Raw genomic sequence first — 26090 nt, 5'->3', positions numbered from 1 at the left:
GTTCGCAGTTCGCGTTTTTATCCGGAAACTCGCCTATGTCGACCACTACCCTCAGCTCACCCTCGCCCACCGTCTCGGTTGCAAGCCAGGCCAGCCCGCTGGTCATGCGTGTCATCGGCGCTTGCGCCCTGGCGCACCTGATCAACGACTTGATCCAGGCCGTGCTGCCGTCGATCTACCCGATGCTCAAGGCCACTTATGGCCTGAGCTTCACCCAGGTCGGCCTGATCACCCTGACCTTCCAGCTCACCGCTTCACTGCTGCAACCGTGGATCGGTTTCTACACCGACCGTCATCCCAAGCCGTGGCTGTTGCCGGCCGGCATGGTCTGCACCCTGATCGGTATTCTGATGCTGTCGATGGTCGGCAGCTTCCCGGCCATTCTCGTGGCCTCGGCGCTGGTGGGCGTCGGTTCGTCGACCTTTCACCCGGAGACCTCACGGGTGGCGCGCCTGGCCTCGGGCGGTCGCTACGGTCTGGCGCAGTCGACCTTTCAGGTCGGTGGCAACGCCGGCAGCGCCTTCGGTCCGCTACTGGCCGCCGCGATCATCATTCCCTATGGCCAGGGCAACGTCGCCTGGTTCGGCCTGTTCGCGGTGTTCGCCATCCTCGTGCAGTACGGCCTGAGCCGCTGGTACCGCAATCACCTGAACCTGTTCAAGCTCAAGCAAGGCAGCAAGGCCACCCACGGCCTGTCCAAGCGGCGAGTGACCTTCGCCCTGGTGGTGCTGGCGCTGCTGGTGTTCTCCAAATACTTCTACATGGCCAGCTTCACCAGTTACTTCACCTTCTACCTGATCGAGAAATTCGACCTGTCGGTGGCCAGTTCGCAGCTGTACCTGTTCCTGTTCCTCGGTGCTGTCGCAGCGGGCACGTTCTTTGGCGGCCCGATCGGCGACCGGATCGGCCGCAAGCAGGTGATCTGGTTCTCGATCCTCGGCGCCGCGCCCTTCACCCTCGCCCTGCCCTACGTCGACCTGTTCTGGACGGGCGTGTTGAGCATGATCATCGGCTTCATCCTCGCCTCGGCGTTCTCGGCCATCGTGGTCTTCGCCCAGGAACTGGTGCCCGGCAATGTCGGCATGATCGCCGGGGTGTTCTTCGGCCTGATGTTCGGATTCGGCGGCATTGGCGCCGCGTTGCTCGGGCATCTGGCAGATATCCATGGCATCGAGTACGTCTACACGCTGTGTTCGTTCCTGCCGCTGTTGGGAATTCTGACCATACTGTTGCCGTCTACCGGTCAACGCCCGTCGGGTGCGTGAATGGCCAAAGGGGTGTTCTGCTGAAAAGGAGAGCACCCTCCAGGTTTGCGGCCCAGCCATCAGGAGGATCAACCCATGAAAATCGTAGTCACCAGCGTGTTTGTCGATGATCAGGCCAAGGCGCTTGCCTTCTACCGGGATGTGCTCGGTTTTGAACTCAAGCACGATATCCCCATGGGCGAACATCGCTGGCTGACGCTGACCTCTCCCGGCGACCCCGATGGCGTCGAGTTGCTGCTGGAGCCCAATGCCCACGGCGCAGCAAAGACGTTCCAGGCGGCGATCAAACAGGACGGCATTCCCTGTACGTTTTTCGGCGTCGAAGACGTGCAAGCCGAATATGCCCGGCTCAGCGCCGCCGGCGTTCAATTCACCCGTCCGCCGACAGTGATGGGACCGGTCACCCTCGCGGTACTGGACGACACCTGCGGCAATCTCATCCAGATCGTCCAGCACAACTCATCCGCCTGATCATTTCTGCTACCAACCCTGTAGCACTCGGTAACACCCAACCCCAATGCGGTGCGTCTTTTAAACGCCTTGCCGTCCGCCACCCCGCGCCACACGGGGCCACCCGCCATGGTGTACTTTGTGCCTCCAAAGGCCATCTTCCGCTGCCTGTAGCCGCCATGCGCCCCAAGGAACTGAAACTCTGGACCACCGGAGTCGCCCATCTGCTCGACCTGCCCGCCGGGCATGCGCGACTGTCGGGGTTGAGCCACTGGATCCGGCAAATCTGCCCGGTCGATCACTTCGTGTTGTTTGTCTACGAAAGGCGCCCGGCCTCAAGCTGCAAGCCTGAAAAACAGACCACCACCTCCTACGAGGGATAGCGATTAATCCGTTGGGTCGAGCTGATCCAGCGCGCGGTTCACCGCCAGTTCACCCAGCATGATGACTTGCGCAATGCCCAGCAGCGCATTGCGGCTCGTCCCCTCCAGATGATCCACCAGATCGTTGGCCATGACATTGGCCGACGCCAGGGATTCACAGGCGTGCACCAGCAGGGTTTCGGTATTGAGCTCGGGATTGACGATGAACATCGTGCTGGGCTTGCGCGGCGTCGCCATGATGTGGGGGCCGGGGTTGAGCGCGCGCTCGGCGGCCTCGTTGAGTTTGTTTGAATCGAGACTTTCGCACGGAGATGCGGGATCGGTGTTCGGCGGGTTGGGTGTGACTTTGAACATAGTGAAACTCCTTGTACCGTAAAAAGGAGCCATCACTCTCACGCTACCAAACGTTGGGTGGTGGCCATACGCAGGTTGGTAGACCGGGTACAAGGAAACCGGCGCGCCCGAAGGTGCCCTGTGCATGGCCACCATGTAGCAGAGCAGAAAAACGCTGCTGATAGAGACGCATTGCACCTTGTAAACACCGGGCTACCAAACCCGATCACTGATGTTATTCAGCGACCGGCCAACGATAAAACCCAGCCCCAAGGCGCACAAGCCGGCGGATTCTGGCGTACCTGTAGGCAACGACGCAAGGTGTTGTAGCTTGCGGGAAGTAACGCTTACAGCGATTAAACACGCATGTTTAAACCATGCTGAATGACTGGATTCAAGCGACCTGCCAGCGTTGAAATCTTTCTGTAGATTCAGGAAATATCCCACGCGCTTTTAGGGTTGGCCGTCGGAAGTACGAGGTTTAATTTGACAGATCCAGGCAAGTACAAGAGATGGCGAAGGAGACTAAGTCAGTGCGTCTAAACCAGCAGAAAAATACAGTCCGATATGCCCAGATCTTGAAACACGCCATCAACGTGTTCGGCAATCAGCAATTGGCTAAGGACTGGCTAAAGAGACCTTGCAAGTGTCTGGAAGGCAACATCCCGCTAGAGCTGATCCAAAACTCGCATGGCTTCCAGAAGGTTGAGAATTATCTGACCCGGATTGAACACGGGGTTTATCAATGATTGTTACGCCATACGTCTACTGAAAAACTTGAACAACTCCCCTCCTATCCCCCAAGGGATATATACACCGCAAAACCCCGATTGCTAGTTTTGCCCCCGACGCACTTGCGCGAAGGTTACTTCGTCGAGCCGGCAATTTTCGACGAGCCGGGCCACAGCAGCACCGCCCGGGTTGCCAACCAGCTACGCGCCGGGATCGTCTGGGTCAACTGCTCGCAACCGACCTTCGTCGAGGCGCCCTGGGGAGGAATGAAGCACAGCGGCATCGGCCGCGAGCTGGGGCAATGGGGATTGCACAATTATCTGGAGGTCAAGCAGGTGACCGAGTACGTCAGTGACCAGCCTTGGGGGTGGTACTTGAAGTAAACAGGTCAACTGTGGGAGCGGGCTTGCTCCGGGCGGCGATCCGACGAAGGCGGTCTGTCTGCCAATATTCCTGTTGAATGTGCTGGCCTCTTCGCGGGCAAGTCGGATCGCCACACCGCCGCTCCCACAGGGATTGTGACCAGCCGTGGGATTGGCGTTCACTGAAGATCAAAACTGTAGGAGCGAGCCTGCTCGCGATAGCGGTGGATCAGTCAACATCTCTATTGAATGTGCCGGCCTCTTCGCGAGCAGACTCGCACACAGTGGATTTTCGGCGTGGCGTAAAGCAGGCTTGTGACAACGAGTTATCAACGCGTAACTTGATTGACCTGCCCTTCAAGAAACGCCGGAGTTGATCCATGCGCATCGCCTTGCTGTCCGACATGCACCTGTCCGTCAACGCGATCCCTTTTCCCGCCGTGGATGCCGATATTGTCGTACTCGCCGGGGACATCGCCCGGCCGGCCAAGGCCATCGAGTGGGCCAGGGCGTGCCCGGTTCCGCTGCTGTACGTAGCGGGCAATCACGAGTTTTATGGCAGTGACCTGGTCTCCACCTACGAACAGTTGAACAGCTTGGCGCAAGACACACAGATCCACGTACTGGAACGTTCGGAGTACGTCCACGATGGCGTGCGTTTTCTCGGTTGCACCTTGTGGTCTGACTATCGTCTGCTCGATAGCCCCGAGGATCGGGCGCTGGGCATCGATCTGGCGACCCAACTGATCCGTGACTTCAGCCACATCAGGATCGCCCCCGATTTCCCCGACCTGTTCACGCCGGCCATTTCCCAACTGGTGTTTCTGCAGACCGTCGCCTGGCTGGAAGACTGCTTCACCCGCGACAGCAGCACACCCACGGTGGTGGTCTCGCATTTCGCCCCGACCCGGTCAAGCATCAGCCCGACCTTTGCCGGTTCACCGATCAACTCAAGCTTTGTCTCGGACCTCGAAGCGCGGATCAAAGACTGGCAGCCGGCACTGTGGCTGCATGGCCATACCCATGGCAGCTTCGATTATCGGGTGGGCAACACCCGCGTGATCTGCAACCCACGGGGCTATGCCAAAAATGGCATCAATGAAAATCCTGATTTCGATGAAGCCTTGGTGATCGATCTGGAGTTCTGAGGTAACGCTCAGATCAACAGCTGCAGCGCCTCGAACAGTCCGACATTCTCCGAAAGTCCCTACCCCACGTCTGGCGCGAAACGTTGCGCGTACTCCCTGGGACTCACGCCAAGGCGCCGGACGAAAACCTTCCTCAGTACGTCAATGCTGTGATAACCGCATCGGCGTGCGACCTCCTCCATCGACCGCCCACCCAGTTCGAGCTCCCGGCACGCGGCTTCCAGCCGAACGTCTTCAACGTACTTGGCCGGGGTGGTCTGCAACTCGCGTTGAAAAATCCGGATCAAGGTTCGGACACTGGTAGCAAAGCGATCTGCGAGGATTTCCACGGTCAGCTGTGAACTCAGGTGCTCACTGATCCAGTGGCACAGCTCATCCAGATTAGAACCGGGCACCTGCTGCGATTGCAGGGCGACACTGAACTGCGCCTGCCCACCAGGACGGCGCAGGAACAGCACCAGGTTTTTCGCGATGTCCAGCGCAACGTCATCCCCCAGGTCTTCGCTGACCAGCGCCAAGGCAAGGTCGATGCCCGCCGAGATGCCGGCCGAGGTATAGACGTTGTCGTCCTTGATCCAGATCGGATTCGGATCGACCTGCACCTTGGGATAACGCTCGGCAAGATCACGTGCCATGCGCCAGTGCGTCGTCGCCCGGCGCCCGTCCAGCAGCCCTGCGTCTGCCAGGGCAAACGCGCCGACACAGATCGAGCACACCCGTCGTACGCTTTCGGACCTCGTGCGAATCCATTCGATGGCCGCCCCGTCCAGTCGATCGATTGCCTGCCAGCCCGTCGCCACGATCAGCGTGTCGATGGTCTTGTCGGCACGCCGCTCGTGCTCGAGGGTCGTGTGCGCCATGAGCCCGATGCCAGTGCTGCTGGCCATTTGCGGGTCGACGCCCGCGCAGACCAGTTCAAGCACGTAGGGCGCGAAGGCTCCGTCGTGCAGAGTGTTCGCCAGGGAAAACACCTCGGCCGGGCCGATGACGTCGAGCCCGTCGACGGGTGGCAACCCCAGAATCACCACGCGTCTTGGTGTACGGCCCCTCAATGCATGGTCGGGTTTTTTCTTGCTCATCACGGCGGACTCCTGCACGTTCGAGGTGCCAATATTGGCACAAATCATCCGTAAATAGTCAATTGCGCCACGCGGCGAATCCCTAGAGTGAATGGCAAGTCAACGTCATTCCCGGGAGGCACCATGAATACACCCATCAACATTGGCGGCTTCAGCGCTCCAGACTCCGAGCTGGCCCGCAAAGCCGCATCGCTCGTGGAACGCGTCCATTCCAGGGCGCTTTTGCATCATGTGCACCGGACATGGTGGTTTGCCGAATTCCTTGGCCAGCGCCGGGGCTTTAAGTACGACCGGGAAGCGGTCTACCTCGCGGCACTGCTGCACGATTTGGGGCTGACGCCCGAGTTTGCCGCCGACCAGCGCTTTGAAGTCGATGGCGCCGATGCCGCCCGTCATTTTCTCCTGGCCAACGGTTATGCGCAGGCGAAAGCTGAACAGGTCTGGGATGCGATTGCCCTGCACTCCAGCGCCGGCATCGCCGACCGCAAACAACCGGAAATCGCCCTGATCTATCTGGGCGCCCATGTCGATGTCATGGGCCTGCACCTGGATGAAATCACCCCTTCGCTGGTCGACGACACGCTCGCGCTTTACCCCCGCATCGGCATGAAAGCGGCCTTCACCCAGGCCGTTGCCGAAGTGGCCAGGAACAAACCCCATACGGCCATTGGTACCGGGCTCGCCGATGTCGGGCGCCGCCATGTCCATGGCTTTGATTGCCCGAATGTCTGCGACCTGATCGACAACGCACCCTTCGACAGCTGATCCACTTCCCGTTTATTACAGTGAGAGAACCCATCATGCAGCCACGTAAATACCTCATCACCGGAGCAACCGGTAAAACCGGCGTATATGCCGTCCGTCATCTGCTCAATGAAGGTCATGCAGTGCGCGCCTTCGTGCATCAACTGGACGAACGCAGTGCCGCCTTGCAGAACGAGGGCGCCGAAATCTTTGTCGGCGACCTGCTGGAACATGACGACATCTTGCGCGCCATGGATGGCGTGACCGGCGCGTACCTGTGCTACCCGGTTCGCCCCGGCTACATTCAGGCGACCGCCTACTTTGCCGATGCCGCACGGCGCGCAGGCGTCGAGGTGGTGGTGGAAATGTCGCAGATCTCCGCCCGCGAAGACTCGCTGAGCCACGCAGCCCGCGACCACTGGATTGCCGAACGCGTACTCGACTGGTCGGGCGTGCCAGTGGTGCACATTCGCCCGACGTTCTTTTCCGAATGGCTGATTTTTCCGTGGGTGCTGGATCAGATCGTCAAGGAAAACAAAATAACGCTACCGTACGGTAGCGGGCGGCACGCACCGATTGCCGCCGAAGACCAGGCCCGTGTGATCGCCAGGCTCCTGACCCAGCCGTCCGGCCATATCGGCAAGACCTACCCGTTGTGCGGTCCCGTCGAACTGAGCCATCAGCAAATTGCCGAGGAAATCAGCGCCATCGTCGGCCGCACCATCACCTACAGTCCGTCGACGCTGGAGGAGTATCGCCAGCACCTGCAGACCTACGATCTGCCGGAATTTGTCATCCAGCACTTCCTGGCGGTGGCGGTCGATTACCAGAACGGGATCTTTTCCGGAGTGGATGGCGTGATCGGGCAAGTAACCGGTCAAGCACCGCAAACGGTGGCTGACTTCGTACGGGCCAATCGCCAATTGTTCGAACAGTGACCGTGGCGGGCGTATGCGTCGAGTGTTCAAGTATCAACGCTCGCGCCCGATGCAACGCCGGCAACCCGCTACACTTTCCTCGCTCCGCCGCACCCTAGCGGCCAAGATCCCTGACGTCTGATCTGGAGGTATCCCATGAACGACAGCAGCGAACTCACCACCTTTACCGGCTGGGCCGCCACGGCAGCAGGCGCGCCACTGGAACCCTTCAGCTACGATCCCGGCCCGCTGGGCAGCGATGAGGTGGAAGTCGCCGTGGAGTATTGCGGCGTCTGCCACTCCGACCAGTCGCTGATCGACAACGACTGGGGCATCAGTAGCTACCCCTTTATTCCCGGCCACGAGGTGGTCGGCCGTATCGTGCGGGTGGGCGACCAGGTTCGTGGCCTGGAAATGGGCCAACGAGTGGGCATCGGTTGGTACAAGGGCAGTTGCATGCATTGCACGTCGTGCATCGAAGGCTCGCATAACCTGTGTCGCACCGTGCAACCGACCATCATCGGCAGCAACGGCGGCTTTGCCGACCGCATTCGCTCGCACTGGGCCTGGGCCTTGCCGATCCCGGCCGGGCTCGATCCGGCGATGGCCGGGCCGTTGTTCTGTGCCGGCTCGACCGTGTTCAACCCGCTGGTGGAATTCGGCATCAAGCCCACTGACCGGGTCGGCGTGGTAGGCATCGGCGGCCTCGGTCACCTGGCGCTGCGCTTCCTCAACGCCTGGGGCTGCGAAGTCACCGCCTTCACTTCATCGCTGAGCAAGCAGGACGAAGCCAGGCGCCTGGGTGCGCACAAGGTGGTCGCCTCGACCGACACGGATGCGCTCAATGCCATTGCCGGCACCCTGGATTTTCTCCTGGTCACCGCTAACGCCAACCTCGACTGGACCGCCATGCTCGCCACCCTGCGCGGCAAGGGTCGCCTGCACTTTGTCGGTGTCGTGCCCGACGCCATCCCGGTGCACGTGTTCAACCTGATTCCCCAGCAAAAAGTCTTGTCCGCCTCACCGGTCGGCTCACCGGCCAACACCGCGATGATGCTGGAGTTCTGCGCCCGCCATCAGATCCTGCCGCAGGTCGAGATGTTTCCCATGAGCCGGATCAACGAAGCCATCGATCATTTGCGCAGCGGCAAGGCGCGCTACCGTGTGGTGCTGGATGCCAGTCAGTGACAGGCGACGAACGAAGAGAAAGGGCCGCTTGTTCAAGCGTAATGCTGTTCAGTTAAGCGAATGTGGTCCTCTGTAGGAGCGAGCTTGCTCGCGATGAACGTCAACGATGACGCTGCAAACCTGATACCCCGCGGTGTTCTCAGGTTCATCGCGAGCAAGCTCGCTCCTACAACTTCCTTAACCGAACAGCATTGCGATTATTCAAGCGGCCCTTTTTTTGCCCTCAGGGATTGGCCACCTGCGCCGGCAGCGCTGGCATGTGCGGGTCATTCCAGGTGAACCGGTAGGCTTTGCCGGCCTCTTGCGGGAGGCATTTGCCGTTGTCGGCATCCGCGCCTGCGATCGACCAGTTCGCCCGTGAGTTTTCGCCCAGTTCACGGGCCGCTTCGGGTTTGAAGCACTGGTTGAGCACGTCATCCGGCACCAGAGCGTAGGCCTTGGGGTGTTCGCGCAGATACTGCGCAGCCTTCTCGACGGAGGAGTAATCCATGCCGAAATGCACGATCGGCTGACGGGCGAACAACCAGTGCCCTTCCTCCCAGTTGACCAGCACCAGATCGGCGCCTTGGGTCATGGATGCCGCCTGGGTCATGAGCACCTGATCTATATTGGTGCCTTCCTTGAGCGGTTCGATGAAACCACGGGCGAACCACAGCACGAACCAGGTCGCCACCAATGCCGGGAACACCCGACGCAAACGCGGGTGCCTTTTGAACCAGCGCTTGAGCAGCCACGGGATCAACGGTGCGGCGACCAGCACCAGCCCAGGCAGCGCCGGGTAGATGTACAACTTGCGCTTGCCCGTGCTGATGCAGAAAAACAGCACCACCAGCAGTACCCAACCGAGCAATACCAGGACCCGGCCGTCACGTTTTTGCAACTGCCGGCGCCAGGCGGGCACCAGCCATGGCAGCACCAGCACCAGCGGTAGCCAGTACTGCGGAATCACGTTGGTGAAAAAGTACCAGAACGGTTCGCGGTGATGCCACGCGGCGGCATAACGGCCCGCGGTCTGGTGCAGGAGGATCTCCCGCGCATAGGCAATTTCGTCAGCGCTGCCATTGACGATGATGGACAAGGCCAACGGCAACAGCCAGATCGCAATCGCTGCCAGCATCACCACCAACCCCAGCAACCACTTGCGCGCCTCGCCGGGCATGGCCACCACACCGGGCCAGTCCTTGCGCACCGCATAGGCGTACGGAATCAGCAACAGCGCCGGCAAGAAACCCACACCCTTGGTGATCACGCCAATGCCCATCGCTGCGCAGCCCGCGTAAAACCAGCGCCACGCAGGTCCCAGCAGCAGGTGCCGCGCCAGACCGTACAGGCCCAGGGAGGTGAACAGAATCAACAAGCTGTCGATCTGGCCGGTGCGCAGGATGCTGTAGGTCTGGTACGTCGCCAGGTACAACAGCGCGGCATTGCGCCCGGTGCGCTGGGTCCACAGGCGACGACCCAGGTCATAGACCATCGCCGTGACCGTCACGGCCGAAAACAGCCCCGGGATATAAAGGGCGATGTTCGGCTTGCCGGTCAGCCAGGTGAAGAACGCCACCGTCCACATGAAAATCGGCGGCTTGTCGCCGTAGATCTCGGCGGCCCGGTGCGGGATCAGCCACGAGCCGTTTTGCAGCATCTCCAGTGCGACGCCAAGGAAGCGCTCCTCGTCCACATTCTGTGCCTGGCGCAACCCCAGCCCCGCGCCGATCAACAGCAGGGCAAGCAGCATCAGGCCCAGGCATTCGACCCTGGGCGACAATGATCTACGCATGGTTTATTCCTTCACGCTTCTGCTTTTGGCAATCAATTGCAGGTTGCGAAAATAGACGATGGAGCCAAACGCCTGCCCGGCGATGAACACCGGGTCCTGGCGATAAATGGCGTAGGCGAGCAACAAGGTGCTGCCGACGATGCTCAGGTACCAGAAGTTGGTCGGGATCACGCTGCGCTTCTTGTACTCGCTGTACAGCCACTGCAGGACAAACCGCCCGGTAAAGGCCACCTGCCCCGCAAAGCCGACCAGCAGCCACAGGGTTTCACGAGTCAACGTCATCCTTCGATCTCCTGGGCAATGGTGTTCAGCCGCGTGCGCTTGATCAGCCACCAGACGCCGAACAAATCGAGAATGCCGACCAGGGCGCGGTCGAGGTTGCCGTATTTCGACACCCCGGCCGTGCGCGGCCGGTGGTTGACCGGATGGACGATCATGCGGCCGTTATGGCGCTGGATCAGCGCCGGAATGTAGCGATGCATGTGGTCGAAGTACGGCAGGCGCAAGAACGCCGCACGCTCGATCAGCTTCAGGCCGCAACCGGTGTCCGGGGTGGCGTCCTTGAGCAGGCGGCGGCGCAGGTTGTTGGCGAACCGCGAGGCGTAGCGCTTGCTCGCCGTATCACGGCGATTGACCCGATGCCCGGCGACCAGTTGCACATCGACCTGGCCCGGTTCGCCGCGCACCAGCGCCAGCATGCCGGGGATGTCCGCCGGGTCGTTCTGGCCGTCGCCATCGAGGGTCGCCAGCCATTGCCCGCGGGCCTCCTGCGCGGCGTGGTACAGCGAAGTGCTCTGCCCCAGCGAGCGCTCGTGATGCAGGATGCGCAAAGTGTTCAAGCCGTCGTGGCGGATCTGCCGCAGTTCATGCAGGGTCGAATCGGTGCTGCCATCGTCGACGACGATGATTTCGTACGATTCAGCGGCCAATGCGACGCGGATTTCCTCAAGCAATGGCTTGAGGTTGTTCGCTTCGTTCTTGGCGGGGATCAGTACGGATACAAAAATGTCTTGGCTCATGGGGTCTCTCTCGCCCTTTTGATTTTTCGAGATCAGAGGCGAACGCTTCAAATCTGATAGAACTGCCGATACCACTTCACAAACTCGCCAACGCCGGTTTCGAGCGTCACTTGCGGGCTGAAGCCCACCCACTCGGCCAGTGCCGAGACATCGGCCCAGGTCTTGACCACATCACCGGCCTGCATCGGCATGTAGTTGCGCCGGGCTTGCAAGCCCAGGGCGGATTCCAGGCAGTCGACGAAATCCAGCAACGCCACCGGCATGCCACGCCCGATGTTGAAGAGCCGGTTTACCCCGGTGACGGAGCCTTGCGGCACCGGAGGCCTTGGGCGTAGTCGGGCGATACCTTCGACAATGTCGTCGACGTAGGTAAAGTCGCGCGACATCTGCCCCTGGTTGTAAATGTCGATGGGCAGGTCTTTGAGGATGGCGTCGGTAAACTTGAACAGTGCCATGTCCGGGCGACCCCATGGACCGTAGACGGTAAAAAAGCGCAGGCCACTGGCTTTCAGGCCATACAAGTGGCAGTAACTTTCGGCCAACAGTTCATTGGCGCGCTTGCTGGCGGCGTACAGCGAAACGGGATGTTCGACAGGGTCCTCGACACTGAACGGCATCTTGCTGTTGGTGCCGTACACCGAACTGCTCGAGGCGTAGATCAGATGCTCGGGGCGATGGTGCCGACAGGCTTCCAGAACATTGAGGAACCCCACCAGGTTCGATTGCCCATAGACATCCGGGTTGTCCAGCGAATAGCGCACCCCGGCCTGAGCGGCCAGGTGCACCACCTCGGTAAAACGGTATTCTTGAAACAGGCTCATCAGGGCCGGTTTGTCGACGATGTCCATTTTCCGGAAGCGAAAGCCCGGCAAAGCCTCCAGCACCTTGAGGCGTGCATGCTTGAGTTCCACGTCGTAGTAGTCGTTGAGGTTGTCGATACCGACAACGTCCTGACCCTCGCGGCACAAGCGCTGGACCGTATGAAAACCGATGAAACCGGCTGCACCGGTGACCAGAACGGTCATTGGACGCACGCCTGCGACTGCGCCGCGATCGGCGCGAGATTACTGATCCAGACCCTTGTCAGCTTCATATTCAGCTCCTGCTTATGGCGTCATTCGCGCACGGTTTCGTTGTGAAGCTTATAAAACAGAAACATTTCAGTTTCGATAACCCCGTGCGCGACCTCAGCAAAAAAACAATATTTGGCCGAATCAACCGCTACTATCTGGCCGAATCGTCACGTGGTTTATAAAACCGGAACAAGCCGATATCCACGGTCTTGATGTATTGCGTGGCCCAATCCGGCTTGACGGTACGATCATGGAAATACAGGGCACCCTGGGTGCGGTCCGGCAGCTCCTTGTTCAGGGCCTTGCGCGCGATTTCCTTGGCCATCGCATAAGGCACCTCTTCCTGGACCGAATCGGACTTGCCGTCACACCACCAGGAAAACTGGCAACTCTTGGTCTGCGAACCCTGTTTGACCACTTTGCACACCGTGTCCGGAAAGCCCTCGTGCCCCAGGCGATTCATGACCACGTTGGCCACCGCCTCCATGTCGGCGGAGTCCCTGCCCCTGGCTTCCCAGTAAATGGAGCGGGCCAGGCACGTGATCGCGTCGTCCAGCGGCGCGGCCCCCGCCGGGTCGACGGCCTGGACTTCGGACGGGGTAATCGCTTCAGCCTTCGGTGCCGGTGCGGGGTCTTTATTCTCGGCGGCTTTCTGTTCCAGCACCTCGGCCTTGTTCTCGGCCGCTTGCTGTTTCTGTTCTTGATCCGTAGCGGACACCGGGCCAGCAAGCAACGTGAAGGCTAGGCAGCTGGCGATCCAGTCGAGGCGCATGGTCGGTGTCACTCGGTGAGCGATTCGATTCAGTGTAGTAGTGAAATGATTTCACCCGGCCCACTACACTCTGGATAATTCCGTTGTCTTAGACGGGGCAACTTCGCGCATCATGGGTGCCATCTGCTCAAGGGGGATTTTCATGGGTTTCATCTCATCCGCAATGCGTTTGGCCGGTTTGTCTCTGGGCCTGGTATTGGCCGCTAACGCTATGGCGGCGGACGAAGCGCAATTGATCGAATCGATCAACGTTTACCGCAGCCAACTGCAGCGCTGTGCCGGCCAGGTCTCAGCGGAGTTGCCGCCGCTGTCGGCCGACCCGCGCCTGGTGCTGACCGCCTCGAGCATCGGCAATCTGCAGCAGGCCATGGCCACTGCGGGTTACCCCATGAAGAATGTGCAGGCCATCAGCCTGTCCGGACCCCGCGATGCGGCCTCGGCGATGAAAGCGATTCAGGAGAGCTTTTGCCAGATCGTCCTCGACCCGCAATTCGTCGATGTCGGCGTCAGCCGCCAGGACAATCAGTGGCGCATCGTCGTGGCGCGGCCACTGCTGAGTTCACACCTGGGCGACTGGCAGACCGAGGGCCAGAAGTTGCTCATCGAACTCAACGCGGCACGGGCCAAGCCGCGTCAGTGCGGCGCCCAGTCGTTCAATGCGACCGCGCCGCTGGCCTGGAACGCCACGCTGGGCACGGCCGCCGAAACCCACTCGCGCTCCATGGCCAACAACAACTACTTCGACCACAAGGACCGCGATGGCCGCACCCCGGGCGACCGCGCGGAACTGGCTGGCTACGACTTCCAGCAGATCGGCGAAAACATCGCCGCCGGGCAGGACAGCGTACGCAAGGTGGTCGAAGGCTGGCTGACCAGCCCCGGTCACTGCGCCAACCTGATGAACCCGCAGTTCCGTGAATTGGGCGCGGCGTATGCGACCGATCCGAAGAGCGATGCGGGGATTTACTGGACGGCGATGTTTGGCGCGCAGTAACCAAAAACCGAAGTCCCTGTAGGAGCAGCCGGTCGACGCTCGATTGCTCGCGAAGAACATTTGGGCAATGCGTTCAATCAGGCAGCACGCGTTATCGTTGACGTTCTTCGTGAGCAATCGAGCGTCGACCGGCTGCTCCTACAGAGGGCTGGTCCACGTAGTGGCTCCAGACCGTGTACATCAGGATTACAGTTCATCATAGATCCGGTCGATCACCCGGTCATCAATAGTGATTGGACGCCCGTCAAAGTTGCTCTTAGCCTGCGCTCAACAAGTCCGCAAACAACGTAATCCGTAACTGTAGGAGCGAGCCTGCTCGCGATGGTCCCAAGGACACCGCGTTTAACCAGAAAGCGCGCGTAATCGTTAACGACCATCGCGAGCAGGCTCGCTCCTACAGGTTTTGCGGATACTCATTCAATGTGTGCCGTGCCAAGAAAGAAAATCATGTCAGAACGAGTCTTGATCGATGGCTTCTCCCGGCGCGTGGACTATCTGCGGATATCGGTCACCGACCGCTGCGATTTCCGTTGCGTGTATTGCATGGCCGAGGACATGCAGTTTCTGCCGCGCCAACGGGTGTTGACGCTGGAAGAGATTTATCAACTGGCACAAAGCTTCGTGGCGCTGGGCACCCGCAAGATCCGCCTGACCGGAGGTGAGCCGCTGATCCGTCCGGGCGTGGTGCAACTGTGCGAGAAGATCGCCGCCCTGCCCGGCCTGCGTGAACTGTGCATGACCACCAATGGTTCGCAGTTGGCCAAACTGGCCGAGCCGTTGTTCGAGGCCGGGGTCAAGCGCCTCAACATCAGCCTCGACTGCCTGGACCCGCAACGCTTTCGCGAACTGACTCGCACCGGTGATCTGGCGCAGGTGATCAAGGGCATCGACGCGGCCAACCAGGCGGGATTTCGCAACACCAAGCTCAATTGCGTGGTGATGAAAGGCCGCAACGACCATGAGATCAATGATCTAGTGAGCTTCGCCATCGACCGTAACCTCGACATCTCCTTCATCGAGGAAATGCCGTTGGGCACCATCGACGAACACAGCCGCGCCGAATCGTTTTTCGCAAGCAGCCAGGTCCGCGAACGCATCGCCGAACGCTACACTTTGATTGATTCCGCCGAGTCGACCCAGGGTCCGTCGCGCTACTGGCGCCTGGCCGAGGCGCCGCAGATTCGCCTGGGGTTCATCTCACCTCACAGCCACAACTTTTGCGGCACCTGCAACCGGGTGCGACTGACCGTGGAAGGACGTCTACTGCTGTGCCTGGGCAATGAGCACGCAGTGGATCTCAAGGCTGTGTTGCGCAGCCACCCCGGACAGCCCGAACGCCTGGAAAAAGCCATTATCGAGGCGATGAAACTCAAGCCTTATCGACACAACTTCGAAGTGAACGACGATGTTCAGGTCATTCGCTTCATGAACATGACGGGCGGCTGAACCCCATGATCGTCAGACCCAAACCCAACCTGATCGGCGTGCTGACGTCCCTCAAGGGTTCGATTGCCAAGCGCATTGCCTGGCGCAGCCTGATGGTGACGTTGCTCGCCGCGGCCATCGTGCTCATCGAAACCTTGCACCCCAGCTACTTTTCCAAGGTCAGCGCCACGCCCTTCACGCTGCTGGGTTTGTCGTTGTCGATCTTCATGAGCTTTCGCAACAACGCCTGCTACGACCGCTGGTATGAAGCGCGCAAGGCGTGGGGCGATGTGATCGTGGAAGTCCGCTCGATGATTCGTGAAACCCTGGCCATCAAAGACACGGATGAGCGACACACGGTCCTCAGCAACCTGTGCGGCTTTGCCCATGCCCTCAATGCGCGGCTGCGCCAGGAAAACGAACTGGCCGCCAGTGGCGACTGGCTGCAGCCGATGCCCAAGGGCAACTCCACGGACGTCAGTGGGCAGATACTGATGCAGGTCGGCCAACAGTGCTCGGCACTCAACGAGTCCGGGGCGATCAACGACTGGCGCTACACGCTCATGGCCAACCACCTGACAGGCCTGACCCACGCGCAGGCGGTCTGTGAACGGATCAAGAACACTCCACTGCCGTTTCCCTACACCCTGTTGCTGCACCGCACCATCTACCTGTTCTGCATCCTCCTGCCGTTCGCCATGGCCGAACCCCTGGGCTGGCTGACACCGATTTTCACCGCGATTGTCAGCTACACCTTTTTCGGCCTGGATGCGATTGCCGATGAACTGGAAGACCCCTTCGGCCGCGACGAAAACGACCTGCCCACCGACGCCATCGTGCGCAACATCGAGCGTGATGTGTTGGCCGCGCTGGGTGTGACGGAACTGCCGCCACAACTGGAGCCGGTGGATTTTGTGTTGAACTGAGACTCCGGAAACACACAAAACCTGTGGGAGCGAGCCTGCTCGCGAAAGCAGTGGGTCAGGCAACATCTCTGTTGAATGTGCCGGCCTCTTCGCGAGCAGGCTCGCTCCCACAGGGGACTGTAGCCAGGCGCGGGATTAGCGTGCACTGAAGATCAAAACTGTAGGAGCGAGCCTGCTCGCGATTGCGGACTGTCTGCAAACATCTCTATTGAGTGGTGCACCTGATGTTCTGAATCAAACATTTACACGCGTCACATTCCTCCCTAGTATCCAGCCATCCCCGGATGGCTTGTGCTACTCGCCACCGACGATTTGCGCCGCCGGAAACCTGCGCCATGCGTACTTTGCCATCAGAACAGCAACTGCTGAAACTCTCGAACCTGGCCGCCTCGCTGCTGGCCGTGGACGGCATTGCATGAAGCGCATCGTCAACCTGCCCATGGCCCTGCGCCGCTCCAAACTGCGTCACTCCGCACGTCCGCCGGATAGCGCCCTGCTCGCCTGATCGGCGAGCCCCTTCCTTTCGCTATCCCTGCGTTTGCTCAGCGTATGCAAGCCAGCTCCTACAAGTTGCGCACGTTGACTGACCGGCATTGAGCTTCTTTCAATTCTGCGTGGACACCGACATGACTCAACGTTGCAATTCTTACTACACCGCCACCCTCGACCAAGACACCGACTACCCAACGCTGCAAGGCCAGCACCGGGTTGACGTGGTGATCATCGGCGGCGGATTCACCGGCGTGGCCAGCGCCGTCGAGCTGGCGGAAAAAGGCCTGAAGGTCGCCATCGTCGAAAGCCACAAGATCGGCTGGGGCGCCACCGGGCGCAATGGCGGCCAGGTCACCGGCAGCCTGTCGGGCGACGAAGCCATGCGCAAACAGATGCGCCGCACCATAGGCGATGAAGTCGACGACTTCATCTGGAACCTGCGCTGGCGCGGACACCAGATCATCCGGCAGCGCGTGGAAAAATACGGCATCGCCTGCGACCTCAAGCACGGCCACCTGCACGCCGCGTACAAACCCGCGCACATGGACGGCTTGCGCAAGGATTACGACGAGGCGGTGCGCCGGGGCATGGGCGATGAGGTCAGTCTGCTCGACCGCAGCCAGGTGCGCGACCTGCTGCAAAGCGACCTCTACCACGGCGCGATCAAGAACACCCGCAACATGCACCTGCATCCGTTGAACCTGTGCATCGGCGAAGCCCGCGCAGCCGAGAGCCTCGGTGCGTTGATCTTCGAGAACAGCGAAGTGCTGGAGATCATCCATGGCGATGGCCTTCACAAGCGCCCCGGCATACGCACCGCCCACGGGCAGATCGACGCCAATCAGGTGCTGCTGGCCGGCGACGTCTACCACAAGCTGGAACCGGGCAAGCTCAAGGGCAAGATTTTCCCGGCCATGGGCGGCATCGTCACCACCGCGCCGCTGGGCGATCTGGCCAGACAGATCAACCCCGAAGACCTGGCGGTCTACGACTGCCGTTTCGTACTCGACTACTACCGCCTGACCGCTGACGGTCGCCTGTTGTTCGGTGGCGGCGCCAACTACAGCGGCAAGGATTCGCGCGACATCGCCGCCGAGCTGCGCCCGTGCATCGAGCAGACCTTCCCGGCGCTCAAAGGCGTGGCCATCGACTACCAGTGGAGCTGCGCGATGGGCATCGTGATCAACCGTATCCCGCAACTGGGCAAGCTCTCGGACAACGTCTGGTATTGCCAGGGCTACTCCGGCCACGGCATCGCCACCACCCACATCATGGGCGAAATCATGGGCCGGGCGATCACCGGGCAACTGGAGCAGTTCGACACCTTCGCCGCCTGCCAGCACATCCGTGTGCCCATGGGCGACCTGCTCGGCAACCCGATGCTCGCCGCGGGCATGTGGTACTACCAGATGCTTGAGCGATTGCGCTGAGATTGTTGGCCAATACATTCAACATGGATGTTGTTTGTTCCGGCCCCTTCGCGGGCAAGCCCGCTCCTACAGGGGTTGTTTTCCGGCCTCGATATTTGTGGTCGACATCGATCCCTGTGGGAGCGGCGGTGCGGCGATCCGACTTGCCCGCGAAGGGGCCGCTACATTCAATACATCTACCAGCAAAAAATGCTCAAGCCTGCGCCACCTCGATCCCCAGCGCCCGGTAATCCTCGACATTGCCTGACGCCACATGCCGTTCGGTGATCAGCGTGTGCACGCGGTTGCAAGGCGCGACGACAAAGGGCTCCACCGCACCGAGTTTGTCTGCGGTGGTGACGGCGATCACGTGGGAAGCACAGTCGAGCATCGCCTGTTTCACCGGCACTTCATCAAAATGCAGTGAGCTCAAGCCCACCTGCGGGTGTATCGCGCAGACCCCGGTAAACAACAGGTCGGCCTTGATGCCCGCCAGCAGCCGCAGGGTTTCGTGGCCGCTGGCCGACATCGTCGCCGGGTTGAGCTGACCGCCGGCCAGGATCACCTTGATGCCTTGGTATTCGGACAGGGTAATGGCCGTCATCGGCGATGCGGTGATCGCGGTGATGGTGATGTCCGCCGGCAGCGAGCGCGCGATCTGCAAGGTGGTGGTGCCGGAATCGAACACCACGATCTGACCGTCCTGCACCCGTTGCGCGGCCAGTTGCGCCAGATGGGTTTTCACTTCATCGGTTTCACTGATCCGGGTGAAATAGTCCTTACCCGTATCCTTGGGCCGCGGCAACGCCCCGCCGTGCACCCGCTGTACCAGGCCGGCGCTGGCCAGCTCCGCCAGATCGCGGCGGATGGTGTCTTCGGACACCCCGAAATGCTGGCTCAACTCCGAGGCCATGACCTTGCCGTCACGTTCGAGGATCAACAGGATCTTTTGCCGGCGCACTGACGGAAGTTCGGCTGCAGAATGGTTGTCGTGCATGTTTTTGCTCGTTTATGCGTTTAATTGCGTGTTACCCGAGAGTATCTGCAGCCCTGCGCAAAAACAACGAACCGGCCAGGTATCATTTTTTTCGATCTTTCAAATCATTACGCCGAATTTTTCATTTTCCTGTGACCTGTTCAAGATGGCGCCGTCACTCATGTTTTGGATGGAAACTTCATGAATATCAATTTTGCCTTTGCGTGCATGATCGTGGTCTCGTTCACGATTGCACTGGTTCACGCCTGACCGACAGGTCGTGAGGCGTCAAGAGGTGCAAGGTCGTGGTAAAAAGCCTGACAGATCAGGAATATGCTCTATAAACAGTGGTGTCACGATTTCCGATCAGGGGAACTGGAAGACTCCCCCGGAAGTTGATCTCTAAAAAAGCGGCGGACAATTGAGTGCCCGCCAGGAGACACCACCGATGAAAGCCCTGAAAATCGCCGCCAGTGAAGGCGCATCCACTTGTTTCCTGAACGCCCGGGAGGTGGTCCCGCTCGGTCACACCGACTTCACCGACGTCGCCGTGGCCGTGGTGTCGGTCAATGATGTGTTGGCCGGATCCCTCGACGCCATTCAGCGCACCGGTTTTGATATCCCGATTTTCCTGGTGGCGTCCCCCGGCACCAGCACCCACCCCCGGGAAGTCTACAAACACCTCAATGACGTGCTGTTGCAAGTGAACGGCATCTTCGACCTGTCCCCCAGCAACGTCGAATACCACGGTAACCAACTGGAGACCGCCGCCAAGGCCTATGAAGAAAGCCTGCTGCCGCCGTTCTTCGATGCGCTCAAACACTACACCGAAGCCGCCAACGCGACCTTTGCCTGCCCCGGTCACCAGGGCGGCCAGTTCTTTCGCAAGCACCCGGCCGGCCGGCAGTTTTTCGACTTCTTCGGCGAGACGCTGTTTCGCGCCGACATGTGCAACGCCGACGTCAAGCTCGGCGACCTGCTGATCCACGAAGGCCCGGCACTGCTGGCACAGAAACACGCCGCGCAAGTGTTCAACGCCGACAAGACCTACTTCGTGCTCAACGGCACCTCGGCCTCGAACAAGGTGGTGACCAACGCCCTGTTGACCCCGGGCGACCTGGTGCTGTTCGACCGCAACAACCACAAGTCCAATCACCAGGGCGCCTTGTTGCAGGCCGGTGCCACGCCGGTCTATCTGGAAACCGCGCGCAACCCTTATGGCTTCATCGGCGGCATCGACGCCCACTGTTTCGAAGAAAACTATCTGCGCGAGCTGATCGCCGAAGTCGCCCCGGACAAGGCGCAACTGCCACGGCCGTTTCGCCTGGCGATCATTCAACTGGGCACCTATGACGGTACCGTGTACAACGCCCGGCAAGTGGTCGACCGCATCGGCAAACTGTGTGACTACATCCTGTTCGACTCGGCGTGGGTCGGCTACGAACAGTTCATTCCGATGATGAAAGACTGCTCGCCGCTGTTGCTCGACCTCAACGAGAACGACCCGGGCATCTTCGTCACGCAATCAGTGCACAAACAGCAGGCCGGTTTTTCCCAGGCCTCGCAAATCCACAAGAAAGACCGGCACATCAAAGGCCAGGCGCGCTATTGCAACCATCACCGGCTCAACAACGCCTTCATGGCCCAGGCGTCCACCAGCCCGTTCTACCCGCTGTTCGCCTCACTGGATGTGAATGCGCGCATTCACTCCGGCCGCAGTGGCCTGCGTCTGTGGGAAGACTGCGTGAAGTTCGGTATCGAAGCGCGCAAGCTGATCCTCGAAGCCTGCACCCTGGTCCGCCCGTTCGTGCCGGATACCATTGAAGGGCGTGCGTGGGAGGACTATCCAACGGAAGAAATCGCCAGCGACATCCGCTTCTTCGAGTTCCATCCCAAGGACCGCTGGCACGCCTTTGCCGGCTACGCCGAGAAGCAGTACTTCATCGACCCGTGCAAGTTGCTGTTCACCACGCCGGGCATCGACCCGGTGGACGGCAGCTACACCGACTTCGGCATTCACGCCGGCATCCTGGCCAACTTCCTGCGCGAGAACGGCATCGTCCCGGAAAAGTGCGACCTCAACTCGATCCTGTTCCTGCTCACGCCGGCCGAAGACTGGGCGAAGATGACCCACCTGGCCGCACAGATCGCCCGCTTCGAACGCTTCATCAGCGAAGACGCACCGATGAGCCGGGTGCTGCCGGCCATCTACGCGCAGCACCAGGAACGCTACCGCGACTACACCATCCGCCAGCTCTGCCAGGAAATGCACGACCTGTATCGCAGCCACAACGTGCAGCAGTTGCAGAAGGACATGTTCCGCAAGGCACACTTCCCGAAAAAGGCCATGAACCCGCAGCAAGCGCAAATCGAGTACATTCGTGGCAACGTCGAACTGGTGGCGCTGGCGGACGCGGACGGGCGTATCGCGGCCGAGGGCGCGCTGCCTTATCCGCCGGGGGTGTTGTGCGTGGTGCCCGGGGAGATCTGGGGTGGCGCGGTGTTGAAGTACTTCCTGGCCCTGGAAGAAGGCATCAACCGCTTGCCCGGTTTCACGCCGGAGTTGCAGGGGGTGTACCTGCAGCAGGAAGGCGGTCGCACCCGGGCGTATGGGTACGTGATCAAGGCCTGATGGCAGGCGGCAGGAGCCGGCGGGGGCCGGTTCCTGCCCAACGCATCGATCAGAATTTTTCCGCAATGAACTTGAACGGATAGTCCGGCTCCCGGTACTTACCGGGACCTTGCCGTTTGGGCAGCTTCACTGTCGCCCGAGGTACTTCCTCGTAAGGAATGCTTTTGAGCACATCACTGATGATGTTCAGTCGCGCCCGTCGCTTGTCATTGGAGTTGGCGACTCGCCAAGGGGCGAATTTGGTGTCGGTGTACTTGAACATGTCGTCCCGGGCACGGGAGTAGTCGTACCAGCGGTTGTAGGACTTGAGGTCCATGGGCGACAGCTTCCAGATCTTGCGCCCGTCGGTGATACGCGCCTTGAGGCGTCGGGTCTGTTCCTCCTGACTCACCTCAAGCCAGTACTTGATCAGGATGATTCCCGATTCGACCAGTGCCTGCTCGACACGCGGCGCCACGGTAAGAAACGTGCGCACCTGCTCCTCGCTGCAAAAGCCCATGACCCGCTCGACCCCGGCGCGGTTGTACCAGCTGCGATCGAAGATCACCACTTCACCGGCCGCCGGCAGGTGCGGCAGATAACGTTGCAAATACATCTGGCTTTTTTCCCGGTCGGTCGGCGCCGGCAGCGCCATCACCCGGAACACCCGCGGACTGACCCGTTCGGTCAGCGCCTTGATGGTCCCGCCCTTGCCGGCGCCATCACGGCCCTCGAAGATGATGCAAATCTTCGCGCCCGTGTGCTGCACCCACTCCTGCAACTTGACCAGCTCGACGTGCAGCTTCGCCAGTTCCTCGAGATACACCTTGTTCTTGAGCTTGTCGCCTTCGACCGGTTTGCTTTTCGGTGCAGCCTTCTTCTTTGCCATGCCCGTTATCTCCTTCAATGCGTCACACAGCGTCCGGAGTGCGCCCGGCCGCGTTCATTCAGCCTCGACTGCGCTGGTAGTGTTCAACCGCCTGCTCCAGATTCAGGAACATGCGCGCCTCGCCCAACGTATGGCCCAACGGTGCCTTGATGACCATGTCCCATACGCCCGGGCTCATGCCCACCAGCCACAGTGAAATGCCTTTTTCCCGCAGTTGCTGTTCTGCTCCGGTGAGCATTTTCAGGGCGGTGTACTCCAGATCGAACACGCTGCGCAGGTCCAGTATCACCACGGAGGGCCTTGCATCTTCGATCAGGGGTCGCATCTTCATGCCGATACGCTGGGCGTTGGCGAAAAAAATCCGCCCTTCAGGCCGAAGCAACAGCAGCCCGTCAAAGTGTTCGTCATCGACGTGGTCGGCGGACTGCGGCCGGTACACATTGGTGCCGGGTTTGCGCCCGAGGATGTGCACGGGTGGGTCCGAGACTTGATAGGCCAGTGCCAATAACGAGACGATAATCGCCACGACGATCCCTTGCAGCGTGCCCAACAGCATCACGCCGATCATCGCCACCACGGCCCAGGCAAATTCGGTACGGCGAACCGACAGGATCTCGCGAAATTCCGCCGGCTCGATCAGGCCCACCGAATACACAATCACCACGGCAGCGAGCGTGGCATTGGGCATCAGGCCAATCAGCGGCGCCAGCAGCAGGCAAGTGCCCAAAGCGAGTGCTGCGGTGACCAGTGCGGCCAGTTGCGAACGGGCACCGGCCAAACGGTTCACCGCCGTTTGGGTGGTCCCGCCACCGGCGACCATGGCCCCGAGAAATGCGCCGCCGATGTTGGCAACGCCGGTGGCCAGCAGCTCCCGGTTCGGTTGTGGCGCGGGCTCGTCACTGCGGGCGAACGCGCGCCCCGCCGCGATGGTTTCGGTGAAACTCATCAGCGCGATACCCATCGCCGAAGGCCACAGGGTTTCGGCCAGCGACCATACCGGCAGGGTCGGCGCGGGCAATCCGATCGGCACCAGGCCGACGGCGGACACACCAAAGCTCTCCAGGCCAAACAGGCTCATGCCAAGGATGCCCAGCGCCACCGCAATCAACGGTGCGGGCAGCCGCGGCGTAAAACGCTTCATGCCGACCAGCAGCAAGACCATGGACACACCGACCGCCACGGTGGGCAGCGAGGCATGACCGATGCTCTGAACCGTGGCCAGCAGATTGTGCAGGAAGCCACCTTTGTCGATGTGAGTACCGAGCAATTTGGGTAGCTGGTCGAGCACGATGACCACGCCGATGCCGGCCTTGAAGCCCACCAGCACCGGCTCGGAAATGAAATTGGCGACGAAACCCAGGCGCAGCAATCCCGCGACGATCAGGATCGCGCCCACCATCAGGGCCAGCGTGGCGGAACCCGCGAGCAAGGTCGCCGCATCGCCATCGGGGCTGATCTGGCCCAAGGCGGAACCGGCGAGAATGGCCAGGGTGGTCGTGGTGCTGACACTGAGCGGGCGCGAGGTGCCGAGCACGGCGTAGATCACCATCGGCACCAGCGCCGTGTACAGCCCGACCTGCACCGGCAGACCGGCAATGGTGGCGTACGCCAGCGCCTTGGGAATGACCACGGCCGCTGCCGTCAGCCCGGCGACCACATCGCCTCGCAGCCAGTCTGGCCGATAACTGCCGAGCCATTGCGGGATCAACAGGCTGCGCAAGGTACCCCGCGGCGGAGTGCCAGGACCGCGCTCTTGCGGATGGCTGCCTTGTTGATTCATGAGTCGCTCCAGTCGTAAATCGTCCCATGCGGATGATGAGTAGACTCAACTGACCGCACAATCCTTTAACTGCACGCGTAACCACTGCAAACCTTCATCGGCAGCGAAGCGCGTGTACCGGCAGGCAGTCCACGCAGGCTCGACCAGTTACAAATGTAGCCGGTTTGCACGGCTACGCCGCCCAATGGCTGGCGAAGGGGGCAGACGCCCCGCCATCACCGGTCAAAAAGGGAAAGCCTTGTATGGACGACGTCATGAAAGCGATAAATGAGCTATACCCGCTAACTCCCCCCATTGCAGTTCTTCAGCTCAGGAGTTTGGCAATGAAGCTCAAAACCTCACTGGCGGCACTCATGGTTGCGGCAAGCCTGTTCGGTTGCACCACCTCATCGACCCACGGCGTGAACGTTCCCCTGGTCGCAACCCGGCAAAACGCCGGTCAGATCGGCACCGTCACGTTGACGGACTGGGACAAGAAAACCGGGCTGAGTTTCTTCGTCAGCGGTGTTCCAACCGGGGTTATCCTGCCCTTGCGTCTTTACTCTTTCATCAATAACGGCAGCTGCCAGCAACCCGGGTCAGTCGCCTACGCGATGAACGACACCGTCAACACCGAACGCCAAGCCGTACGCGGCTGGTCTTTTACCAGAACCGCACCTGTGCCGTTGCAGACCCTGCTTGACGGCAAGTATTCGGTGGTCGTGCGCACGGCTGCGACCGATGGCAACGTCGATATTTTTTGCGGGGATATCAAGGCTGAAATGTTAGCGAAATAGCTGCGACCCATTCAGGCCGACCCTCGATGCCGCTCGTGCCATCGGTTGTCCGGTGCGAGCGGTGGCGTCTGGTGAGTGCAGATGGAGCCGGTAGAAGCTGCGGTCACGAACCTGTCATTACTCACTGATAACGTCCTGGCGCTTTTGCGTGTCCGTGTAATGTCCGGCGATCAAATTCCAAATGCAAAAAACCCGCCTTTCAGCGGGTTTTTGGCTTTTCAGAAACTGATGTCTACAACCGCGAACTCAATGGGATTTTTTCGAGGTCGACAGCCCGGCTTTACTCAAGCCTTTGGTGTTGTGATCACCTGGCGTCGAGGCCGAAATAGCGCTGGCCTTGGCGACGCCACGGGTATCGGAGTGGGCGAGGCCTGAGGTCGTGGTGCCATGACCGTTATCGTCATTGCGCTCACTACCGTAGTGGTTCCCGCTCAGGCCACGGTCGCGCACGGATTTGCCAGCATGGTCGCTGTCCAGCCCGTTGCCGCGGCCGTTACTGCCGGAGTGGCCCGTACCGGCGTGTCCGCCACCCATACCGCCGCCGTGGCCTCCACCGTTTCCGCCGCCGTTACC

General features: G+C 60.5%; 24 protein-coding genes and 2 pseudogenes. 15 read left to right on the top strand and 11 right to left on the bottom strand.

Features of this window, described 5'->3' with window-relative positions; genetic code table 11:
* Window positions 1-35: 35 nt before the first annotated feature.
* The 3 genes and pseudogenes from KGA83_RS22695 to KGA83_RS22685 form a co-directional block, all read left to right on the top strand.
* Entirely contained in the window at window positions 36-1265 is a 1230-nt protein-coding gene (locus tag KGA83_RS22695) for an MFS transporter (RefSeq protein WP_317850599.1), read from the top strand.
* Between the two features lie 75 nt (window positions 1266-1340).
* Window positions 1341-1736 carry a VOC family protein gene (locus KGA83_RS22690; protein WP_115947430.1) on the top strand — a complete coding sequence of 132 codons (396 nt, stop codon included), beginning with the start codon at window positions 1341-1343 and terminating at the stop codon, window positions 1734-1736.
* Between the two features lie 158 nt (window positions 1737-1894).
* Window positions 1895-2038 (top strand): annotated as a pseudogene (locus tag KGA83_RS22685) (helix-turn-helix transcriptional regulator); the annotation flags it as partial.
* A 63-nt stretch (window positions 2039-2101) separates the two neighbouring features.
* On the opposite strand, the gene KGA83_RS22680 reads toward KGA83_RS22685, so the two are convergent.
* Window positions 2102-2452, bottom strand: coding sequence for a DUF6124 family protein (locus KGA83_RS22680; RefSeq protein ID WP_223530973.1), 351 nt, complete (start codon window positions 2450-2452; stop codon window positions 2102-2104).
* A 512-nt stretch (window positions 2453-2964) separates the two neighbouring features.
* Here KGA83_RS22680 and KGA83_RS22675 point away from each other — a divergent pair.
* From KGA83_RS22675 to KGA83_RS22665, 3 genes and pseudogenes are all read left to right on the top strand, one after another.
* Entirely contained in the window at window positions 2965-3180 is a 216-nt protein-coding gene (locus KGA83_RS22675) for an antitoxin Xre/MbcA/ParS toxin-binding domain-containing protein (RefSeq protein WP_411741919.1), read from the top strand.
* Window positions 3181-3276: 96 nt separating this feature from the next.
* Window positions 3277-3546 (top strand): annotated as a pseudogene (locus KGA83_RS22670) (aldehyde dehydrogenase family protein); the annotation flags it as partial.
* Window positions 3547-3905: 359 nt separating this feature from the next.
* Window positions 3906-4673 (top strand): metallophosphoesterase, encoded by a 768-nt coding sequence (locus KGA83_RS22665; RefSeq protein ID WP_223530972.1) that lies wholly within the window; start codon window positions 3906-3908, stop codon window positions 4671-4673.
* Between the two features lie 59 nt (window positions 4674-4732).
* On the opposite strand, the gene KGA83_RS22660 is transcribed toward KGA83_RS22665, so the two are convergent.
* On the bottom strand, window positions 4733-5752 hold the full coding sequence (locus KGA83_RS22660) for a GlxA family transcriptional regulator (RefSeq protein ID WP_108215988.1): 1020 nt from the start codon (window positions 5750-5752) through the stop codon (window positions 4733-4735).
* A gap of 123 nt (window positions 5753-5875) precedes the next feature.
* On the opposite strand from KGA83_RS22660, the gene KGA83_RS22655 reads away from it, so the two are divergent.
* The 3 genes from KGA83_RS22655 to ahr all read left to right on the top strand — a co-directional run bounded on the left by KGA83_RS22655 (window position 5876) and on the right by ahr (window position 8601).
* Window positions 5876-6517 (top strand): HD domain-containing protein, encoded by a 642-nt coding sequence (locus KGA83_RS22655; protein WP_223530971.1) that lies wholly within the window; start codon window positions 5876-5878, stop codon window positions 6515-6517.
* Window positions 6518-6552: 35 nt separating this feature from the next.
* The gene (locus tag KGA83_RS22650) at window positions 6553-7434 is read left to right on the top strand and encodes an NmrA family NAD(P)-binding protein (RefSeq protein WP_223530970.1); all 882 of its coding nucleotides are present in this window, start codon (window positions 6553-6555) and stop codon (window positions 7432-7434) included.
* A gap of 135 nt (window positions 7435-7569) precedes the next feature.
* On the top strand, window positions 7570-8601 hold the full coding sequence (gene ahr / locus KGA83_RS22645) for an NADPH-dependent aldehyde reductase Ahr (protein ID WP_115947425.1): 1032 nt from the start codon (window positions 7570-7572) through the stop codon (window positions 8599-8601).
* Between the two features lie 223 nt (window positions 8602-8824).
* On the opposite strand, the gene KGA83_RS22640 is transcribed toward ahr, so the two are convergent.
* The 5 genes from KGA83_RS22640 to KGA83_RS22620 form a co-directional block, all read right to left on the bottom strand.
* A complete protein-coding gene (locus tag KGA83_RS22640; protein ID WP_108215992.1) occupies window positions 8825-10375 on the bottom strand; it encodes an ArnT family glycosyltransferase in 1551 nt (516 codons plus the stop codon).
* A gap of 3 nt (window positions 10376-10378) precedes the next feature.
* On the bottom strand, window positions 10379-10657 hold the full coding sequence (locus tag KGA83_RS22635) for a lipid-A-disaccharide synthase N-terminal domain-containing protein (protein ID WP_108215993.1): 279 nt from the start codon (window positions 10655-10657) through the stop codon (window positions 10379-10381).
* Window positions 10654-11394: a glycosyltransferase family 2 protein gene (locus KGA83_RS22630; RefSeq protein WP_108215994.1), complete on the bottom strand. Its 741-nt coding sequence runs from the start codon at window positions 11392-11394 to the stop codon at window positions 10654-10656. Before KGA83_RS22630 ends, KGA83_RS22635 begins: the two co-directional genes overlap by 4 nt.
* Window positions 11395-11441: 47 nt before the next feature.
* Window positions 11442-12419 (bottom strand): NAD-dependent epimerase, encoded by a 978-nt coding sequence (locus KGA83_RS22625; protein WP_108215995.1) that lies wholly within the window; start codon window positions 12417-12419, stop codon window positions 11442-11444.
* A 199-nt stretch (window positions 12420-12618) separates the two neighbouring features.
* Window positions 12619-13239: a cell wall hydrolase gene (locus KGA83_RS22620; RefSeq protein ID WP_223530969.1), complete on the bottom strand. Its 621-nt coding sequence runs from the start codon at window positions 13237-13239 to the stop codon at window positions 12619-12621.
* A 142-nt stretch (window positions 13240-13381) separates the two neighbouring features.
* Here KGA83_RS22620 and KGA83_RS22615 point away from each other — a divergent pair, with 142 nt between their 5' ends.
* The 4 genes from KGA83_RS22615 (at window position 13382) to KGA83_RS22600 (ending at window position 18506) form a co-directional block, all read left to right on the top strand.
* The gene (locus tag KGA83_RS22615) at window positions 13382-14233 is read left to right on the top strand and encodes a CAP domain-containing protein (protein ID WP_223530968.1); all 852 of its coding nucleotides are present in this window, start codon (window positions 13382-13384) and stop codon (window positions 14231-14233) included.
* A gap of 447 nt (window positions 14234-14680) precedes the next feature.
* Window positions 14681-15679, top strand: a complete 999-nt coding sequence (moaA, locus tag KGA83_RS22610) for a GTP 3',8-cyclase MoaA (RefSeq protein ID WP_108215998.1) — start codon at window positions 14681-14683, stop codon at window positions 15677-15679.
* Between the two features lie 5 nt (window positions 15680-15684).
* Entirely contained in the window at window positions 15685-16584 is a 900-nt protein-coding gene (locus KGA83_RS22605) for a bestrophin family protein (protein ID WP_115948325.1), read from the top strand.
* A 626-nt stretch (window positions 16585-17210) separates the two neighbouring features.
* Window positions 17211-18506 carry an NAD(P)/FAD-dependent oxidoreductase gene (locus KGA83_RS22600; RefSeq protein ID WP_108216000.1) on the top strand — a complete coding sequence of 432 codons (1296 nt, stop codon included), beginning with the start codon at window positions 17211-17213 and terminating at the stop codon, window positions 18504-18506.
* 193 nt (window positions 18507-18699) lie between these two features.
* Here KGA83_RS22600 and KGA83_RS22595 read toward each other — a convergent pair whose 3' ends face one another.
* Complete coding sequence (locus tag KGA83_RS22595; RefSeq protein ID WP_223530967.1) at window positions 18700-19482, bottom strand: DeoR/GlpR family DNA-binding transcription regulator; 783 nt, start codon at window positions 19480-19482, stop codon at window positions 18700-18702.
* Window positions 19483-19909: 427 nt separating this feature from the next.
* On the opposite strand from KGA83_RS22595, the gene speF reads away from it, so the two are divergent.
* Window positions 19910-22093, top strand: coding sequence for an ornithine decarboxylase SpeF (gene speF / locus KGA83_RS22590; protein ID WP_223530966.1), 2184 nt, complete (start codon window positions 19910-19912; stop codon window positions 22091-22093).
* Between the two features lie 49 nt (window positions 22094-22142).
* Here the strand turns inward: speF and ppk2 are convergent, their stop codons facing one another.
* Both ppk2 and KGA83_RS22580 read right to left on the bottom strand, forming a co-directional pair.
* Window positions 22143-22961: a polyphosphate kinase 2 gene (ppk2, locus tag KGA83_RS22585; protein WP_108216003.1), complete on the bottom strand. Its 819-nt coding sequence runs from the start codon at window positions 22959-22961 to the stop codon at window positions 22143-22145.
* A gap of 58 nt (window positions 22962-23019) precedes the next feature.
* A complete protein-coding gene (locus KGA83_RS22580) occupies window positions 23020-24741 on the bottom strand; it encodes a SulP family inorganic anion transporter (protein ID WP_223530965.1) in 1722 nt (573 codons plus the stop codon).
* A gap of 323 nt (window positions 24742-25064) precedes the next feature.
* Between KGA83_RS22580 and KGA83_RS22575 the strand changes: the two genes are divergently transcribed.
* On the top strand, window positions 25065-25517 hold the full coding sequence (locus KGA83_RS22575) for a hypothetical protein (RefSeq protein WP_108216005.1): 453 nt from the start codon (window positions 25065-25067) through the stop codon (window positions 25515-25517).
* 246 nt (window positions 25518-25763) lie between these two features.
* On the opposite strand, the gene KGA83_RS22570 is transcribed toward KGA83_RS22575, so the two are convergent.
* The coding region (locus tag KGA83_RS22570) for a hypothetical protein (RefSeq protein ID WP_223530964.1) at window positions 25764-26090 on the bottom strand (327 nt) is incomplete at its 5' end.

This window comes from Pseudomonas sp. GL-R-19 (genome assembly GCF_019956375.1).
Taxonomy (GTDB): Bacteria; Pseudomonadota; Gammaproteobacteria; order Pseudomonadales; family Pseudomonadaceae; genus Aquipseudomonas.
This window is presented reverse-complemented; position numbering and strand designations above follow the sequence as displayed.